The organism is Delftia tsuruhatensis NBRC 16741, assembly GCF_001571325.1.
In the GTDB taxonomy this organism is placed as follows: domain Bacteria; phylum Pseudomonadota; class Gammaproteobacteria; order Burkholderiales; family Burkholderiaceae_C; genus Comamonas; species Comamonas tsuruhatensis.
Genome location: NZ_BCTO01000010.1, coordinates 37,132 through 55,688, shown reverse-complemented (window position 1 = coordinate 55,688; position 18,557 = coordinate 37,132). Strand labels below are relative to the sequence as shown.

Sequence of the window (18,557 nt, the reverse complement as noted above, 5' to 3'; positions counted from 1 at the left end):
AGCGGGTTGCTCGGCTGGTAAACTGCCTGCGCTCTTCCCAAGAGCGGCCATTTCCCGGCCCACCATTCCAAGTTCCGCCACATCCGAGACAAGACAAGAAGCAATGGCTGCCCCCTCCAAAGCGATTTACTGGTTCAGTGCCCTTCTTTTGCTGGCCATATTGGGGGTGTATCTGCCCGGCCTGAACAACGGGCTGCTGTTCGACGATATGCGTCTGACGGATGGAACGATTTTCGGCAACTATGGCCGCCTGTTGGACTTCAAGCAGCGCACGCTGTCGTATGGCAGCTTCGTCTGGGTCGAACAGATTTTCGGAGACGGCTGGTGGAAGCAGCGTGTCTTCAATATCGCCTTGCATCTCGCGACCGTGGCGGCTCTCTATGCCTTGTTCAAGGCACTGCTGACACAGACGCGCTTTCCGCACGACATCGAGGAGCAACCCCACTTCCACGCGTCGCGCGATGCAGCCCTGCAACTGGGCCTGGTCCTTTTCGCGCTCAACCCCGTCGCGGTCTACGCCGTTGGATACCTGGTGCAGCGATCCATCGTCATGGCAACGCTCTTTGCCGTTCTGGCATGCTGGGCCTTTGTGCGCGGGCTTCAGGGCGGGCGAGCCCTCTGGCATATCGCGGCATTGATCTGCTATGTGCTCGCCATCCTGTCCAAGGAGCATGCCTTTCTGACGGTCGCCATGGTGGTGCCGCTCTATATCTTTGTGCGGCGCCCCGGCCTGAAGGCTGCCATGGTCATTGTGGGAATGGCCTTGCTGCTGCTGGCCGTTGCCTCGGCGGCAGTCTTTCATTTCTTCGGCAGTCTGGTGGGCCAGATTTTCGACGAGCAATCCCAAGGCTATGCAAGGCAATTGGAAGCCCTTCGGCCCGGGATCACCTCACAGATCTATCCCCTGAGCATCCTCAATGAAGCGGCCCTGTTTTTTGCCTATGGCTTTCTGTGGATCGTTCCCTATGTGGGCTGGATGTCCATCGACCTGAGACCGGCATTTCCTCTCGGCTTCGGCTCGATCTGGCACCTGGCCGGCGCGCTCGGTTACCTGGCCCTGCTGGCCTGCTCAATCTGGGCCGTGCTTAGGCGTCCCGGTGTCATTGGCCTGGTCGCGCTCTGCCTCCTGTTTCCCCTGCTCTGGTATGCGACCGAATTCGCCACGGTCTGGCTGCAGGACCCCTTCGTGCTGTATCGCAGCTATCTGTGGGCTGTGGCCATCCCGGGATTGGCGGCCATTGCGCTGACGGGGGTCAAGCCACGCACCCTCTACATCGTCGGCATCGTCATCGGCGTGGTGTTCGGAGCCCTCGCTTTCGAACGCGTGCTCTCTCTGCAGGATGCAGGCACATCCTGGGCCGATGCCGCTGAAAAAATCGACAAAAAAGCCCCCGCCAATGCCGTGGGACGTGGCCGTGCCTTCCTGAACGTAGGAACAGCACACGCAGACAAGGGCATGCTCGACCAGGCGCTGCAAGACTTCGCCACGGCCAACGCACTTGGAGACTTGGGCGGTAATGCGCTGTTCAATATGGGTGCCGTTCTGTCCCAGCAAAAGAAATTCCCCGAAGCCCTCAATGCCTTTGCCGCAGCCCAGGCCAAAGGCTTCAATGGCCAAGCCCTGTACTACCAGAAAGCCGAAGCGTTGATGGCCACAGGCCAGTTGCGCGCAGCATTCGAGGAATACTCGCGCGCCCTGGGCGAGCCCACTGAAGACAGTGCCAACGCCAAGCAAATGGAGCAGACGCTGCGCCTGAAACGCGCAGAGGCGGCCATAGGTGCGCAGCAATACAAAGTTGCAGCCGACGACTTCCGAACTCTGCTGCAGACCTCGCCAAACGCCCCTCGCCTGATCGTCGGATTGGGGCTGGCCCTTGTCGGCCAGGGTGATAGCGCTCAAGCCAAAGAGCTGCTGGAACCACTGGTTGCTCGCAGCCCCAGCGCGCCCGCTTTCTACGGGCGTGCAATGGCCTATCACGGCCTGGGCAACCTGCCGGAAGCACTGAAGAGTCTGGATCAGGCAATACGCCTGGAGCCACAGAATCCGCAGTACCGGCAGGTCCGCAATCAGCTGAGCCCGGCTACCGCAAAGCCTCAGACGACGAAGTAGGCGCTGTCCGCCATGGCCCTGCGCATACTTCACGTCGGTAAATTCTTCCCTCCCTACCGGGGCGGCATGGAAGTCTTTCTGGCCGACCTGATACACGAGCAACGACGCCAGGGTGTCGATGCCCATGCCCTGGTCCATGGTGATCCGGAGCCAGATGATCCCGCCTGGCTGGAACGCGTGCCCGTTCAATTCAATCTGGTCTATGCCCCCATGGCCATGGGATTCCGGCGCGCACTGGGCCGCGCCATCGAACGCATTCAGCCCGACGTACTGCACCTGCATCTGCCCAACAACTCGGCGCTTTGGGCACTGACCCTGCCCATCGCGCGGCGCGTGCCCTGGGTCATCCACTGGCACTCCGATGTGGTGGTGTCCAACATCAAGTGGTCCGTGGCATTGGCCTACATGCTGTACCGGCCGTTCGAGCAGGCCTTGCTGGAACGCGCCCAACAGGTATTCGCAACGTCGCCACCCTATCTTGAGGCCAGCAATGCCCTGCGTACCTGGCGCAGCAAATGCGAGATCGTTCCGCTGGGCCTGAACCTCGAAACCATTCCCGCACCAGCACCGCTGCAGCACGGCCAAGGCTGGCGCCCCGACACCCGGCTGCGCCTGTTGTCCATCGGCCGATTGACCTACTACAAAGGCTTCGAGACCTTGATCCGAGCCGCCTCGGCCATGCCAGGCGTGGAGTTGCTGATCGCGGGAGAAGGAGAGCTGCGAGCATCCCTGGAAGAGCTGATACGCCAATGCACTCCAGAGGGCAGACAGGTCTGCGTGCGACTGATGGGCTCGGTATCGGACGAGGAAAAACATGCCTTGTTTGCAGAATGCGACATCTTCTGTCTTGCCTCGCGCGAACGCACGGAAGCTTTCGGCATCGTATTGCTGGAGGCCATGCTGCACGGCAAGCCCTGCCTGGTCACCGACCTTCCCGGTTCGGGCATGCCCTGGGTGGTCGCCCACTCACACGCCGGCCTGCATGTACCGTTTGAAGACATTGATGCCTGGCGCAGCAGCATTGCTCGCCTGCAGCACGACACGGCCCTCAGGCAACGACTGGGCCAATCGGGCCACAAGGCCTTGCATCGGTTTTTCAGCATCGGCCCCTGTGAACGAAGCGTGGCGCGCCACTACCGCAGCCTGGCACCCGACACCCGCCCGGCAAGAGCACGCCAGGACTTGCTGGTTGTCATTTCCACGCGCAACAACGAAGCCGAGATTGCGCACCTGATACGTCGCGTGCATGCATTGGTCGAGGCCAGCGTGCTCGTCGTGGACAACCGCAGCACGGATGCTACCTGCCATGAAGCCGAGCAATGCGGTGCCAGGGTGCTGCGCCCCTTGCTGGCAATGACCAATTGGGGCAGCCTGCAGACCGGCCTGCGCTATGCGCAGACCCATGGGTTCCAGACAGTCGTCACCATCGACGCTGAAGGTCGCTATGAGGTGGAGGAGCTGCCCACGCTGCTGGCACAACGCCAGCAGGCGGACATGGTCGTAGCCTACTTCGCGGAGCGCAACAGCCTGGTGCGCCGCATCGCGTGGCAGTGGTTTCGCTGGTTGACGGGGTTTGGACTGCGGGATTTTGTGTCTGGGTTCCGGCTGTACAACCGGCAGGCACTGGAGGTTGCGACCTCCACCGAAGCCACAATGCTCGACTACCAGGACATCGGGACTTTGCTGCTCATGCGCAGGCAAGGCCTGGAAATCGCCGAAGTGGCTCTGCCGCTGCACACTGCAAGAACAGACCGGTCGAAAATCTTCCGCTCCTGGGCCAACGCCGTCCGTTACGCCGCCGTATCATCACTTCTCAGCATTGCGCATGGCCGGCGCAGTGTTCAGCCCCGGATCTAGCCTTCAGACGATCACCTTCAGACCCACAACCAGAAGCACTGAAGCCAGGCACAGCTGAAGCAGGCGAGGCGGGAGCTTCGCCGCCGCGCGGCTTCCGACCAGCACGGCCGGAACGGAGCCCACCAGCAGGCTCAGGAGCATAGGCCAGTCAACCATGCCCGCCAGCAGATAGCCAGTACCGGCGACCAAAGCCAGGGGGATGGCGTGAACGATATCCGTGGCAACAAGACGGTGGGAGTGCATGCGCAGGGGATACAGGCACATGAGTGCCAGACTACCCAGCGCGCCCGCGCCCACGGATGTCAGGGAAACGCAGACACCTACCAATGCGCCCGCCAGCACCGTCAGTGCTGCCTGGGCGCGAACTGGCCGTCTGACTGGCCGCCCGGACCACCCATTTTCCAGTCTTCGCGCCAGCCAAGGAGCCAACACCAGGCCCAGACTGGTCAGCAGCACAGCTACACCTATCAGGCGGCTGAGCCCATCCAGCCTTGCAAAAGCGTGCCCCCCATGCGCCCATGCCATAGCCGCCAGCGCCGCAGGAATGCTGCCCAACCACAGACGGCGGGCAACCTGCCAGTCCACATTGCCGGCGGAATGGTGGGCTCCAGCGCCAAACACCTTGGTAATTGCAGCAAACCACAGGTCCGTGGCTACTGCAGTCGCTGGCGCCACGCCAAAGAAGACCAGCAGCACGGGCGTCATGAGCGCGCCGCCTCCCACACCGGTAAGCCCGACCACACCCCCCGTCAGCGCACCGGCCAACACGTAGGCGCCGTCAAGCATGAGGAATTACATCCCGCGAGCAGGCACCGATGAAGGAGGGATTGAGCACCTCCCGTTTCCCGTAGCGCAAGGATTTACCTTCCAGATCGATCACGACTCCTCCGGCCTCTTCAAGAATCAGCTGGGCGGCCGCCGTATCCCATTCGCAGGTGGGAGCCAGACGCGGATACACATCGGCCAGTCCCTGGGCCACGAGACAGAATTTCAGAGAACTTCCGGCCTGCAACAGAGTTGTTCGACCCAGGTTACCTATGAAAGCCTGCGTATCTTCATCCAGATGACTCTTGCTGACCACGACACGCAACGGCGCCGCAGCGGATCCATCCGCTAAGGCCCTGGAAACGTGGATGCGGTCCACCACACCAGATACGGAGCGGAATGCGCCCAGCCCCTTGGCGGCCCAATAGATCTGGCCCAAAGCGGGAGCTACCACTACACCGAGCACCGGCCGTCCAGCCTCGATCAAGGCAACATTTACAGTGAATTCTCCATTGCGGGCGATGAATTCCTTGGTGCCGTCCAGGGGATCAAGGAGCCAGAAATGGCCCTGATCGCAGCGCTCGCTCACAGAGACCGCATCCTCTTCCGAGACCACAGGGCAGCCCAGCCCAAAATCTGCCAACCCCTGGGCCAAGCACTGGTGCGAAGCGATATCGGCCCGCGTAAGGGGACTGCTGTCTGCCTTGCTCTGCAGTTCAAGCCGTCCCTCTTCGTACACCGCCATGACCTGCTCGCCAGCCCGGCATGCCAGCTCCACGACCCGTGGTAGCAACCTCTCGACCTCGAGTTGACGCATAATGTAAAAATACGTTTAAACACAAAAAAATATAACACATCAACTGGTCAACACAGCGAAAATCCCAGAAAAATGCAAAATGCGACAAAATCATCTTCGCTTCAAGGATTGGAGCATGAGCGTGTCTGGGATACCCAGACCGCCTATGAGCACCTGCGCGGCCTCGGCTTGGCTGACACCAAGCGAACTGCCGAGCGACGCCTGCAATCGATGGATTTCCTCCCGCATGAACTAGATGCAACCGGCCTGCGGGATGAGCTGGGACGGGCTGCGAAGAACCTGGTCATCGTATGGGCCCTGGAACAGGCTCGTAAAAAACGAGAGCGCGTGCTATTCGCCCAACTGGCCCCGTTGCCGGGCGGCAAGCCCTGCCTGCATCTCAATGATGCAAGGGGAGGCAGATTCTGGTTGCCGCTGCCCGTATGCAGTCCCATTGCCGTACTCGGAGCCATCGCCCGCCTTCAGCAACACCTGGGCAAGTCCATCACGCTCTTCCCCCACGGCGAGCTGGTCGGCTTCTTGCGTGGTCAACCCGAGCCGGCAGGCACCTGTTGGGTCGAGCACGCCTACCATGCCCTGCCCTATCCCGACGATAGGCCACGACGTCCGCGCCCTTGTGGTAGCCCGCATCTGAAACACCTTGAAGCAGAAAGCATCCACATCCTGCGCGAGGCGGTGGCCGAAGCACAGAACCCCGCCATGCTCTATTCCATAGGCAAGGACAGTAGCGTGATGCTGCATCTGGCCCGCAAGGCGTTTTTCCCAGCTCCGCCCCCCTTTCCTCTGCTCCACGTGGATACACGGTGGAAATTCCAGGAAATGTATATGTTCAGGGAACGTATGGCGCGCGAAAGCGGGATGCAGCTTCTGGTGCATATCAATCCAGAAGCCATACACAAGAATATCAATCCCTTTGACCATGGCTCTGCCCTGCACACCGATATCACCAAAACAGAAGGACTGAAGCAGGCAATAGATCAGCATCGGTTCGACATAATTTTTGGAGGAGCAAGACGCGACGAGGAAAAATCCAGAGCCAAGGAACGGATTTTCTCCTTTCGAAGTCCATCCCACCGCTGGGACCCCAAGAGTCAACGGCCAGAGCTCTGGAATCTCTACAGCGCCCGCAAGAACCCAGGTGAAAGCATACGAGTCTTCCCTTTGTCCAACTGGACTGAACTGGATATCTGGCAGTACATCTACCAGGAAAATATCCCCGTTGTTCCACTGTATTTCGCCAAGCCCAGGGCCGTGCTGGTGCGGCCTGAGATGATCATGATGGTCGATGACGATCGGTGTCGACTCACTGAAGGCGAATCCATACAGATCAGAAAAATTCGTTTCCGGACGCTAGGCTGCTATCCACTGACAGGCGCTGTGGAATCGGAAGCGGAAAACATAGAAGACATTCTGCTCGAGCTGATCCAATCCAGGCAATCAGAACGCCAGGGCCGAAAAATTGATAGTGACAGCGCAGGAAGCATGGAAAGAAAAAAACAGGAAGGATACTTCTGATGTCGAAAAAACAAGAACAAGGCCCATCTCAGGTCAAGCTCCACGAATGGATTGACACCCAGAACCAGCAAGATCTGTTGCGATTCATCACCTGCGGCAGCGTCGATGACGGGAAAAGCACTTTGATCGGGCGCCTGCTTTTCGACTCTAAGCAGATATTCGATGATCAATTGACAACTCTGCAAGCAGATTCCAAGCGGTACGGAACGCAGGGAGAGCAGCTAGATTTTGCCCTGCTCGTCGACGGTCTAACTGCCGAACGCGAACAAGGCATCACTATCGATGTTGCTTATCGCTTCTTCTCGACTGCGCGCAGAAAATTCATCGTAGCGGACACACCGGGCCATGAGCAATATACGCGTAATATGGTCACAGCGGCCTCCACTGCCGATCTGGCCATCATACTCATCGATGCGAGAAAAGGTGTTGTCCCGCAGACAAGGCGCCATGCCTATATAGCATCTCTGATGGGTATACGTCATGTAGCCGTTGCCATCAACAAAATGGATCTCGTCAGCTTTCGCGCCGAGACTTTCCAGCAAATTACAAGCAGCTTTAAGCAGCTCTCCGACAAACTTGGTTTTGAAAGCGTGTCAACGATACCAATTTGTGCGTTGGGTGGAGACAACGTAATCAGTAGGTCAGCAAATATGCATTGGTATTCCGGACCCACACTTGCTGGCTATCTGGAAACCGCGGCCATATCACGACCAATGGATACACGGTTCGTTTTTCCGGTGCAATGGGTGAACAGGCCGCATGCGGATTTTCGAGGTTTCAGCGGAACGGTGGCCGGCGGACAAATCTCCGTGGGGGACAGCGTGCGTGTGTGCGCATCCGGGCAGACGGCCAAAATCGATAGGCTGGTGACCTTCGACGGAGACCTACCAAACGCAGGCACAGGAGACGCCGTGACACTAGTGCTCGACAGGGAAGTAGATGCCTCGCGGGGTGACATGTTTACTGCGCCGGATGCGTCTCTGGAGATAACTGACCAGTTTGAAGCCACCCTTGTCTGGATGCATGAGGATGCGGGACTCGTGGGACGCAACTATGACCTCAAGCTGTCAAACCAGTGGACCGGAGCATCCATAACAACGATCAAATATCGGGTGGAAATCAATAGCCTGGCCCATGAGTCATGCCGGCAGTTGAAACTCAACGACATTTCCGTATGCAATCTGGCCCTGACTCGCCCATTGGCCTTCGATACCTACAAGCATTCCCGTACCTTGGGTGCATTCATCCTGGTGGACCGCTTCAGCAATGCCACCGTAGCCGCAGGCTTGATACACCACAGCCTGCGCCGCGCCCAGAATGTGCACAGACAAGCACTAAGCATCACGCGTCAGGACAGGGAAAGGCTCAACGGGCATAGTGGGAAAGTGATCTGGTTCACGGGTCTCTCGGGATCGGGGAAATCCACCCTGGCCAATGCCTTGGAAAAAGAACTATTTTCCCAGGGAAAACGCACATATATTTTGGATGGTGACAATGTCCGCCAAGGTCTCAACAAGGACCTTGGGTTCACCGATGCGGACCGGGTAGAAAATATCAGGCGAGTTGCCGAGGTGGCAAAACTGATGATGGATGCCGGGATGATCGTCATCACAGCATTCATCAGCCCATTTCGTGCAGAAAGGGAGATGGCAAGGCAATTGATTGGCGAAAAGGATTTCTTTGAGATATTTTTGTCAGCGTCCCTAGATGCCTGCGAGAAAAGGGATCCCAAAGGTCTCTATAAAAAGGCCAGAGAAGGGAAGCTACCCAATATGACAGGCATTAGCAGCCCTTATGAAATTCCGACGACCCCTTTCATGACACTCAACAGCGAGTCAACATCCGTTCAAGAGTCAACAGATCTCATAATACAAAAAACAATGCCCTAAACACCAAGCTTTTGCTATTTTCTCACCCTCCAAGTAATAATTATTTTACTCAAAATGAATGTTAAGGGAACCACAAGAACAGTGACAATCAGTGGCGCCAAATAATCTTCGATCGATAGCTTGACAACAATCAATTCCAACAACAATGCCGATAATGCATATTGCACAAAATACACTAATGGATAAGTGAAAAATCCGCCCCAACTCATCTGAACAGAGAAAACCATCCGCGCATTGAACCAATAGGAAAACACAATACCCAATGCGTAAGCAATCGCATATGCCGGCTGATACGAAATCACCATTCTCAATAACAGATAGCAAGAGTAACTAAATCCAGTATTAATTACTCCACCTATCAAAAATCTCAAAACTGGTTTCTCAAGAATTTTCTTAAGAAGCACTCGCCTCTCCCACTAAGCTGAGAAATTCCGCATAATTTCTTATATAGTCGTTCGAATCATAATAATGCGAAGTGAAGACCAATAATACCGCGTCAGCCGAGTATTTATACTGTATACCCCAAGTCATCGGAGGAAGATGCAGCCCCAAATCCGGTGAATCCAACAGTACTTCACAACGAGATCGGCCATCGTCCACAACGACAGCACAGCTTCCCTTCACGCAAATCAGGAATTGATGGCATTCTCGGTGCGCATGCTCACCTCGGGTTTTTTCGCTGGGAACACTGAACACCAGGAAATAGCGCTTAGCCGGAAAAGGAATATCTTTCTCAAATTCACCAACAGATAAACTTCCTCGCATGTCCTGGGCGGATTTCATCCTATGCAGCGCCACATTACCTATTCCAAGTTTTTCATGAGAATTGGCCTGTTCAGGCACGGGAACACCACTCGTTTTGGCTGCTGGTTTGGACAAACTGGAATTTTCCACATAGCCAACGATACGAGCAGGAGAGCCTGTTACCACGGCATATGGAGGCACGGATTTTGTCACCACAGCCCCTGCCCCCACCATGGCACCGCGTCCGATGACAATTCCAGGCAAGATCACGGCACCGCCGCCAATTGATGCACCCTTCTCCACCTGGGTAAGCAAAGGCGCCTCAAGATACTGCTTGGATCGTGGAAATTTGTCATTGGTAAAAGTAACATTAGGACCGACAAAGACATCGTCGTCCAGCCGAACGCCATTCCACAAGTAAACACCGGATTTCACCGTTACTCGATCTCCGATGATTACATCATCTTCGACAAAGCATTGAGCACAAATATTGACATCTCGGCCAATAATAGCTCCCTTCAAGACTATCACCGACTGCCAGATGGATGATCCTTCACCAATGTTTTTTGAATGGACCTCAGCCGTATTATGAATTTTTATACTCTTCATTTTGATCCTTAAAATTATCTATCTTAATGGAAATAATCGATAATGGTCTGTTTTTCCCATTCTCATATGCACGCCAGGCATATGTCCCGACCACGCCCAGGCCAAAAATATTGAGGGCACCGAAGAAGAGCGTGACCAGCATAGTAGGAACATAGCCAGGCACTGAAATTTGATGCGTTATTCGTCCTATAAGAATAATGGCTGCAAGCACAATTGATATCAGACAACCCAGAAAACCCAGACGCATCAGCAACCTAATTGGATAGTCAGTAAAGGCAAATATGCTATCCAGCATATAATCAACCTTCTTTCTAAAAGTCCAACCAGAAACCCCTTCTTGTCTAACCAATCTCTCATAGCCCATCAATTTCCGACGGAAACCCAGCCAAAATATCAAGGCAATCAAAGATGACCTGGACTCATTCAAATTCAACAAATGATTTCTGAACTGCTTATTGCAACCAAATATATCCACTCCACCTTCTGGCATCTCCGGTACGACAAGCCTGCGGTACATTTTCCAGAACAACCCTGAAGTGATCCGTGAACTGAGTGGATCATTTCGCCTCAAGCGCGTTCCCACCGCTACATCACATTCATCGGCCTTCAAGGCGGAATAAAATTCAAGCATCAATTCAGGAGGTTCTTGAAGATCCGCTGCCATCACTCCGTAGAAATCACCTGTAGCAGCCTGCAGTCCCGTCCTAATTGCTGGAAATGATCCAAAATTCCGAGAATGGGCTAGCAACTGAGCAGGAAACCCAAGCTTTGGCAATGCGTCGCGAAGAAGCTCAAAGGAACGATCTGGACTACCGTCGACAACAAAAATCGCCTCCATTCCACCATTCATGTCATCGGAAATTTTCGACAGGGCCTTTAAAAGCCGCGGAATCGATTCTTCATTTTTATAAACAGGAATGATGACAGAAAACATCACGGTTCCCATGAATTGACGGCCGTAACCACTGTAGAAATATCGCCTTCGCTCATTTCAGGATAGCAAGGGAGTGTGAGAATTTCCTTCGCCAGGATCTCTGTATTTCTTAGGCTTATATTTTTGTATTTCCCGTCAAATATCGCTTGCCTATGGTCTGGAATTGGGTAATGGACATCGGAAGATATCCCCTGCATCTTGAGATGGGCTCGCAAATCATCTCGACTGCCGGCACGGATGATATACAAGTGGGCTACGGATTCTTCCTCAATTTTAGGTAGGACTTTTATATAAGGATGAGAAAGCTCCATCGCGTAGCGATTGGCGATATGACGGCGCCTAGCATTGGCCTCATCAAGATGAGGAAGGAAAGTCCTCAATATGGCTGCCTGCATTTCGTCAAGCCTACTATTTCGCCCTCCCGCGCATCCAACGTGATATTTGGATGTCCAGCCATATTGGCGCAGAAGCCTGAGATTTTCAGCCACATCAAGACGGCTGGTCACCACCGCTCCACCATCTCCAAGAGCTCCTAGATTCTTGGTGGGGTAGAAGCTGAAGCTAGCGGCATCACCAAAACTCCCCGCATGTAGGCCGCCTATCTTCGCACCGTGGGCTTGCGCACAGTCCTCCAGCAGCCCCACACCTCGAAGCTTGCAGAACTCCACAATCTGCCTTATTTCTGGCACGACGACACCATAGAGATGTGTCACCACTACGGCTTTGGCTCCCTGTTCAACAGCACGTATTACCTCGGCCAGAGAAACATTCTGGGTGGATATATCCACATCCATAAATACAGGTTCGGCGCCGATCGCTAACATTGCAGTAGTCGCATACATACCCGCATTCGCGACTGTAGCAACCTTGTCGCCTGTCTTGACAAGCAAAGCCTTCAAAGCTAGCTCAAGTGCATCGGTACCGTTTGCAACCGTAACGCAATGTTCAACTCCAATGTATTCAGAGAATTCGGCTTCGAACTTCTCCACCTCTGGTCCAAGCACCACCCAACCACTAGCAATAACGCGACCAACGGCCTCGGAAATAGCTGGGCCATTTAATTCGAACCGTTTTTTCAAATCATTGATATTCATATGCACTATTTAAAAATGAAGATACAAATTACAGAATATTCAAAAGAACAACCTTTTCCGTACTCTCAAAAAACATTGATGAAATAACAAAATACATTAAAACAAATGCTATCCATGAAAAATAAAGTCGGTTCGTTTTTACAATAGTTAATCCCGAAGAGAAGTCAAAAACTGCCATAGCAAAAAAAGTCAGAATCAATGGCATGAAAAATCTTACTTCACCAATAAAAGGGATTGCAGAAAGACTTTGTATCCCTAGCGCAAAAACTAGGAATATCATCATCTTTCCATCATGCCACCAATCACTCCATTTAAGAAAGATAAGAACCATTGCAATAAAAATCAAAGAATAATTCAATAAAGATTTTATTACACGTGATTCGTGCATATCAAATATATAAACTGAGTGATAAATAACATCAAGCCCCCCGAGCAAGTGTTTCAGATTGATAGTGACCATATCCATGGGGTACTTCAAAAACAGCTTGAAATACTCTAACACAGAGAAATGACCACCGCCAAGCATTCCTTCAGTCCTGAGAATTTCTTCTCCACGCCTCTCTTTGAACCACATTTGACCTGGATATAGTGAGTCTCCAGCATTCCACTCCACTTTCTGAAATTTCATCCCTCCATGCAATTGTCTAGTTAATAGCCCATGGTTTCCATCCTCCGAACTGGCATTAATCATCATCAGAGATGCGCTCACGGAAATCACCACAGATAGCAAAGTAATTCCCCGCACAATTGTTATGCCGTTTGATTTCATCGTCACATAGCACATAGCCAAGAGAATTGGAAATGCTACAACGTACGAAAACCTCATCATCACACTAAAACTGAACAAGATTCCGGCAGAAAGCAGGCATATGAATACTTTCACATGCCCACCCTTAGGCCAGAAGATACAGGCAATGGCAGCCAGCAAAAACGTGAAGGAGGGAAAATCCGTCAATGGATAGAGAAAATAACTCCGAAAAAAATAAAAAACAATAATAGCGAAAACTACCGTACTCAACCATCCTATTTTTTTACGCAAAGCAATCGAGAAGACATACGGAAACAATACGACCGTCAATATCGCAAATATTATTGAATTGAGTATTTGCAGGCCGAAAATACTATCCACCCCAACGATATCGCAGACAAAATGCAATGCATGGTAGAACACAAAGGTAAATGCACCTCTATATTCCACATATGAAGGAGATCGACCTTCAATATAATAATTCTTAGCCAGATTCCAGACTTCCTGTGCATCCCCTGGGAAAGTCCGGATATTCATCATCTGACAAAAATAAAACATCCCCGCAAAAGCAATAAAAAACAGGACGATATTTTTTCGATAAGTTCTAAAAATCACTGCCACTCCAAATCAATTATATGAGTTCTGTAAAAATATCACTATACAGACTGAAGTGATTTTCTCAATACATTTATCCTGTTCTCACAGACAATATATTCAGAGTTTGAAAGTAGCGCCTGACGCACTTCTGCGTTATTAATCGCCAAAGTATGCTCCCGATCAGAGCTATGGATGTAATCACCCACATATATATTCAAAGAAAGACCATCCCAATCAGAATTTTCCTTATTGAATATCTGCAAAGTTAGAAAATAATCCTCCATATATCTCTGATCGGGATAATAGTTTATATCAGATATATTCAACTTACTCTTATCTAGCAGAAAGCTATGCAAAGGAGCATGATTGCATCCGACAAAATCCTCATATGAAGACCCATATTCAAAAGATTTTTGACGCTTCTCAAGAACCTTGACGCTTGACTTGCAACTGGTAGAGAATACTCGTCCAAATGCAACTGCCTTGTTCTGTTTCTTTATCCGATCAATAAGATTAGCATAGGCGCTAGGAAATAACAGATCATCGTAATCTAAGAAAGCGCAATACCGGGTTGTAACCTTCTTCAACGACTCATTCAACATCGTGGAACGAAGGTCCTTTATCGCTGAATCCGTTTTATAGTGCTCAACAATAGGTTCAACACCGTCTGCCCATCGGAAATTCTTAGTGATATTTTCTAACTCAGCAGTCTTAAATTCATCAAAATCCTGGGCAGCTATGAAAGGTAGAACTGTACAATTCCACATGGCATTCAAGCAAGCCAACGCATTATCCAGCTCTCCTAAATCAGCGGATTTGTGGATCCGTACAATGGTAGTCACCTTTGGAAAATCTTCCTTACTTAATGTATCTGGCTTAATTTCAAAACACCAAGCATCAGTGCGCACTCTGACAGATGGAGTAAGCTCACTAATACTCTGAGTCAGATCAATCCTAATCGGAGCATGATAGATGGCCGAGGACTTTGCAGCGCCGTTACTCGCCACCGCAAAAAGATGATGATGATCTCCATAGCTACTGGGTACCACGGAGGCCCTCAGTCCCCAGGCTGTGGAAATCATCTTTTCGAGCACCTGAACACTGAAGATACATGCCTTATCTATCCTGACGATGACATCCGCATTTGCGGGCGACCTTTCCTTCATGAAAGGCATACCTAGAGATGCCAGACCAACATCACCGGTTACTTCAAATCGACCGAAAATCGTGGAACGCGCCAAGCTGTGAGATATCCGGTCGCGCACACGTTGACACATACGCATCTGATTCTTTGCATTCTCTGAGAACTGGATATGAATCCGCAGATTTTCTGGAAGTACCGCGTTATAGTTCAACTGACTTTCATAGGGAATTCCAGAGAGTGAACGCCCCACTGAATTCAAATAGCTGTATCCATAGCGTGTGTCTGGCTCTAGATGGGCACCTTCTGCCCACTCATTCCATGCATTGACGAAGATGAATTGTTCCGATGGTTCCAGTGTAGAAACTGTGTACTGGATAGTGCTTTCCATCCATTTCTGGAAAGACTCCGGCGTGCTGCCATGCAACAGCAGTGCTTCGGAACCATATCGAGCGGTGTTGTCCCAGATAGGCACTATGGAGCGGAAATACTTGAAGTCCTTTTTCTCCGTCTGCCCCATGTAGAAGTTAGCCACGTCATCATAGGAAAGTACGCTCCCATTGACAGGCCAGTATTTTTTCAGGCTCTGTTTTATTTCCGGTGCACCGCCATCAGTCCAGTCATGGAGAACACGCTCGGTTCCAGCGTCCATGCCGAAATCCTTGGGATCGGTAGCTCCACGCGTCAGAACAGCGACGACATAGGGCTTGGGCAGGCCCGCTTCGGCACAGACCTCGGCCCAGACCTCCAGATATTCATCTATATTCGGGATGGAGGATGGCCGATAAATTGAAAGCATGGGCCGGTCGTTCACTCGGATATACCTAGGATCCTTGAAGAATGGAATCAGGTATTCCATGAAGGCACGCGCATCCTCGGCTGAATAATTCTGCCCAAGCAGGATTTCCTTCTCATTCCCATCCCATCGCCTGGTCCAGTTTTCATTCGCCCAGCAGAAACTGAATGGCATGGCCACATCCTGATGGGCCAGCAGCATACGAGCGGGCTGCTCCAGAATCATCTTTCCGGCAAACCAATAATGGTAGAAGACCTGACCATAGACGCCAGACTTCTTCATCAGTTCAGCCTGCCGACGCAAGGTATCGGGGCCATCCAGCAGATAGTAACCCAAGTCGGGGTGCGGTATATGCTGCTGATAGTGACCTTCAAATAGAGGATTGGCGGCCCTTACCTTTGTCCATTCTGTAAACCCTTTCCCATGCCACTCATCATTCTCAGGAATCGGATGAAATTGGGGAAGATAGTAAGCAAGGACTTTTACGTCCTTATATACAATGGATTCACTATAATCCAGGCAGGCTTCATAATGCCCGTAATCCTTGATCGAATCCCCTTCTTCAAGAAAAATATACTTTCCAGATCCATTTTTCGCAAGTACAGGGAGTAGGTATTCAAGTGTTCCACTACCATGCCCAGATGCCAAGACTTCGGAGAAATCTTTGGAATCAATGGGCAACTTCAGGAAATCCCTCAGGTTTTCAGTCTGTGCCCAGAACATGACTCCCGTTGGAACCAAGAAAGGCTGTACATTGCCCATAGGAGCTTGGCCATGCTCTTTCAGCAGACGCTCTGCCACCGTACCCAGTACATGCCATTCCTGCTTTGCTTTTTCATCCACTGTTGGTGATCCTGCAAAGACAATTTTTGCCTTCTCCTGCAGTAACTCCAGAAAATGCGCAACTCTTCCATTCGATGAATTTTCACCACCCAGCAGACGAGCCAATGCACCATCGTGTCCTGGGCCACCTCCCGCGTGAAAATGCCCCACAATCCTGTACCCCGATAATTCAGCTCCGAACTCCAGGATCATGGCTGCCAAAGGTTGGGTAAACCCGGTCGTCGTTCGACCCACGACTTTCTGACTTGGCGACAGAAATTCGCGCAGGCGTGCAAGGACTTCCAGCAACTCCAAGCCTGGTGCTATAGACACATATAGGTCGAATTGGCAAGGAAGCACCGACAGGCGTTTAGCCGCCGCTTCCAATGCACTTATCTCGAATACATGCAGATGGATAGCGACGCGAAGGGATTTGAATGACTCGGAGCGCTGCTCATCCAGCCGAGGATCTACATAGTAGGGGACTGGTAGCAACCGGGTGACTTCATTTCGCGAGGCCACAGCCTCAACCCTATCGGCCGCCTCGATCTGCTCGGCAATTTCTACCTCCCTGGAAACCAGTGCCAGGCGCTTGCGCACGCCTTCAGCACCCTCGTTTCCGAGGACTGCAGCAGCGGTGCGCGCTGTGCCCACCACGCCGCCACCTGCTTTGATGACATTAGGAAGGATGTGCAGCACATGCTGGACACGCAGCAAGCTGCTCAGGATGCGCCTGAGCGGAGCCGTCCAGCGCCAGCTGGCACTGGAGCGCATTGCCTCCAATGCGGCGATCAGACCCATCAAGTCCCTTCTTTGCTGCTCCACCTCAGTATTCGAGCGCGCCAGCAGCAATTCAAGGCCGGCAACCCTCTCGTTCAGTTCATCGATTGTGGCCTTGGCAATGTCCAGTCCCTTGTCGGCAACAACTACGCTTTGATCCCTTCCAGCGATGAGTTTTTGCTGTTCTGCAAGCTGTATGTCCCTATCTACGATCTGCTTGGTCAGTTCCATAAGCCTGTTGTCGAGGTCCAGTATCTTTCTATCCCTGTCCAACAGTTGGCTGCCCGCGTCGACAATCTGATGATCCTTTTGAAGAATCCGATGGTCATTTTCGATGAGAAGCTGGTCCTTCTCGAGAATCTGCTGATCTTTTTCGGCGATCATTCTTTCTCTCTCCACGACTTCATTGCCAGCGTGTGAGATCTTTTTTTCTTTCTCCTGTAAACGGCCATGCAATCTGTCAACCATCTTCAGCACCGGCCGCATGCGATTGAATTCCAGCAACCAGTTTTCCAGCACCCCGGATTGACGTAGATCATCAACCGATGCCAATCCTTTTCCTATATTGTCCAGATGGCGGTGAATATCGTGCACTAATCCGGGCGCGGCCATATCCGAGTAAACGTCACTGGCACTGAAGCGGGAGTGCCTCAGCTGCTCGTCCAGGAATTCTTCACGATAAGACTCCAACTCCTTGAAATCGATTTCTGCACCCATCCAGCGCGCAAGCTTTCCCAACTGCTCGTCAGGCTTCAGCATGAGTTCATCGTAGTCCATCACCAGCACCGGCCAATTTCCGACGTTGGAAAGACTTGTCAGAATGTGCTCGGCCCACAACAGATAGGATTTACTCTGATCAAAACCATCCCGCTTCCCGAGCGACTTGGCTACACTTAATGGATTTCGGACGGCCAATACATATCGCACGTCGAAAGACCCCGCTTCGAAGACATGTGCCCAGAAGGGAAGCATCTTTGCGGTACGAGGGTCCTTGAAGCCAAAGCTCCGGTTTTCCAGGATCTTGCTGCGCAACAGTTCAATCGCTCGCAGAATATAGCCACGGTCAAGAAGAACCTCTACGTCCGCTTCTTGTATTGGATCCAAGCTGTGCCAACTCCGCCCACAGACATCGAGCATCTCGACATTGAGAGCCACCAGATCCATATCCTCCCAATATCCTTTGTCGTTGATTCCTGCAGCTGGCGGCTCCAGCCTATCGCCTAGCTCCACACCAATGACCTTGAGGCCTCTCGTAATAGCGCTAGTCCCACTGCGATGCATACCGAGGACGATCACAAGCTTTTGCTGGCTTTCAACACGCTTCATTGCTTCTGGCATA

The 18,557-nt window shown here is 52.2% G+C and carries 12 protein-coding genes; 4 read left to right on the top strand and 8 right to left on the bottom strand.

Annotated features, from left to right (window positions below; genetic code table 11):
• Window positions 1-103 precede the first annotated feature (103 nt).
• Together DTS01S_RS03315 and DTS01S_RS03310 are read left to right on the top strand one after the other, a co-directional pair.
• Entirely contained in the window at window positions 104-2,110 is a 2,007-nt protein-coding gene (locus DTS01S_RS03315) for a tetratricopeptide repeat protein (protein WP_061287355.1), read from the top strand.
• Window positions 2,111-2,122: 12 nt separating this feature from the next.
• On the top strand, window positions 2,123-3,967 hold the full coding sequence (locus DTS01S_RS03310; RefSeq protein ID WP_061287354.1) for a glycosyltransferase: 1,845 nt from the start codon (window positions 2,123-2,125) through the stop codon (window positions 3,965-3,967).
• A 3-nt stretch (window positions 3,968-3,970) separates the two neighbouring features.
• Here DTS01S_RS03310 and DTS01S_RS03305 read toward each other — a convergent pair whose 3' ends face one another.
• Complete coding sequence (locus DTS01S_RS03305) at window positions 3,971-4,753, bottom strand: sulfite exporter TauE/SafE family protein (protein ID WP_061287353.1); 783 nt, start codon at window positions 4,751-4,753, stop codon at window positions 3,971-3,973.
• Window positions 4,746-5,549 (bottom strand): 3'(2'),5'-bisphosphate nucleotidase CysQ, encoded by an 804-nt coding sequence (cysQ, locus tag DTS01S_RS29390; protein ID WP_074931613.1) that lies wholly within the window; start codon window positions 5,547-5,549, stop codon window positions 4,746-4,748. Before cysQ ends, DTS01S_RS03305 begins: the two co-directional genes overlap by 8 nt.
• 576 nt (window positions 5,550-6,125) lie before the next feature.
• On the opposite strand from cysQ, the gene cysD reads away from it, so the two are divergent.
• Together cysD and cysN are read left to right on the top strand one after the other, a co-directional pair.
• Window positions 6,126-7,064: a sulfate adenylyltransferase subunit CysD gene (gene cysD / locus DTS01S_RS03290; RefSeq protein WP_217649256.1), complete on the top strand. Its 939-nt coding sequence runs from the start codon at window positions 6,126-6,128 to the stop codon at window positions 7,062-7,064.
• Window positions 7,064-8,953 carry a sulfate adenylyltransferase subunit CysN gene (gene cysN, locus DTS01S_RS03285; RefSeq protein WP_061287349.1) on the top strand — a complete coding sequence of 630 codons (1,890 nt, stop codon included), beginning with the start codon at window positions 7,064-7,066 and terminating at the stop codon, window positions 8,951-8,953. Before cysD ends, cysN begins: the two co-directional genes overlap by 1 nt.
• 14 nt (window positions 8,954-8,967) lie before the next feature.
• Here the strand turns inward: cysN and DTS01S_RS29385 are convergent, their stop codons facing one another.
• The 6 genes from DTS01S_RS29385 to DTS01S_RS29365 are packed head-to-tail and all read right to left on the bottom strand — an operon-like array spanning window position 8,968 to window position 18,556.
• Window positions 8,968-9,357 (bottom strand): GtrA family protein, encoded by a 390-nt coding sequence (locus DTS01S_RS29385; protein ID WP_254787880.1) that lies wholly within the window; start codon window positions 9,355-9,357, stop codon window positions 8,968-8,970.
• Window positions 9,347-10,306 carry a WxcM-like domain-containing protein gene (locus DTS01S_RS29380; RefSeq protein WP_074931608.1) on the bottom strand — a complete coding sequence of 320 codons (960 nt, stop codon included), beginning with the start codon at window positions 10,304-10,306 and terminating at the stop codon, window positions 9,347-9,349. The genes DTS01S_RS29385 and DTS01S_RS29380 overlap by 11 nt, the downstream gene beginning before the upstream one ends.
• Window positions 10,284-11,240: a glycosyltransferase family 2 protein gene (locus DTS01S_RS29375; RefSeq protein ID WP_074931605.1), complete on the bottom strand. Its 957-nt coding sequence runs from the start codon at window positions 11,238-11,240 to the stop codon at window positions 10,284-10,286. Before DTS01S_RS29375 ends, DTS01S_RS29380 begins: the two co-directional genes overlap by 23 nt.
• A complete protein-coding gene (locus DTS01S_RS29370; RefSeq protein WP_074931603.1) occupies window positions 11,240-12,334 on the bottom strand; it encodes a DegT/DnrJ/EryC1/StrS family aminotransferase in 1,095 nt (364 codons plus the stop codon). The genes DTS01S_RS29375 and DTS01S_RS29370 overlap by 1 nt, the downstream gene beginning before the upstream one ends.
• A 28-nt stretch (window positions 12,335-12,362) precedes the next feature.
• Entirely contained in the window at window positions 12,363-13,703 is a 1,341-nt protein-coding gene (locus tag DTS01S_RS30280) for a hypothetical protein (RefSeq protein WP_139223785.1), read from the bottom strand.
• 35 nt (window positions 13,704-13,738) lie between these two features.
• Window positions 13,739-18,556 (bottom strand): glycoside hydrolase family 99-like domain-containing protein, encoded by a 4,818-nt coding sequence (locus DTS01S_RS29365; RefSeq protein WP_082774879.1) that lies wholly within the window; start codon window positions 18,554-18,556, stop codon window positions 13,739-13,741.
• Window position 18,557 lies beyond the last annotated feature (1 nt).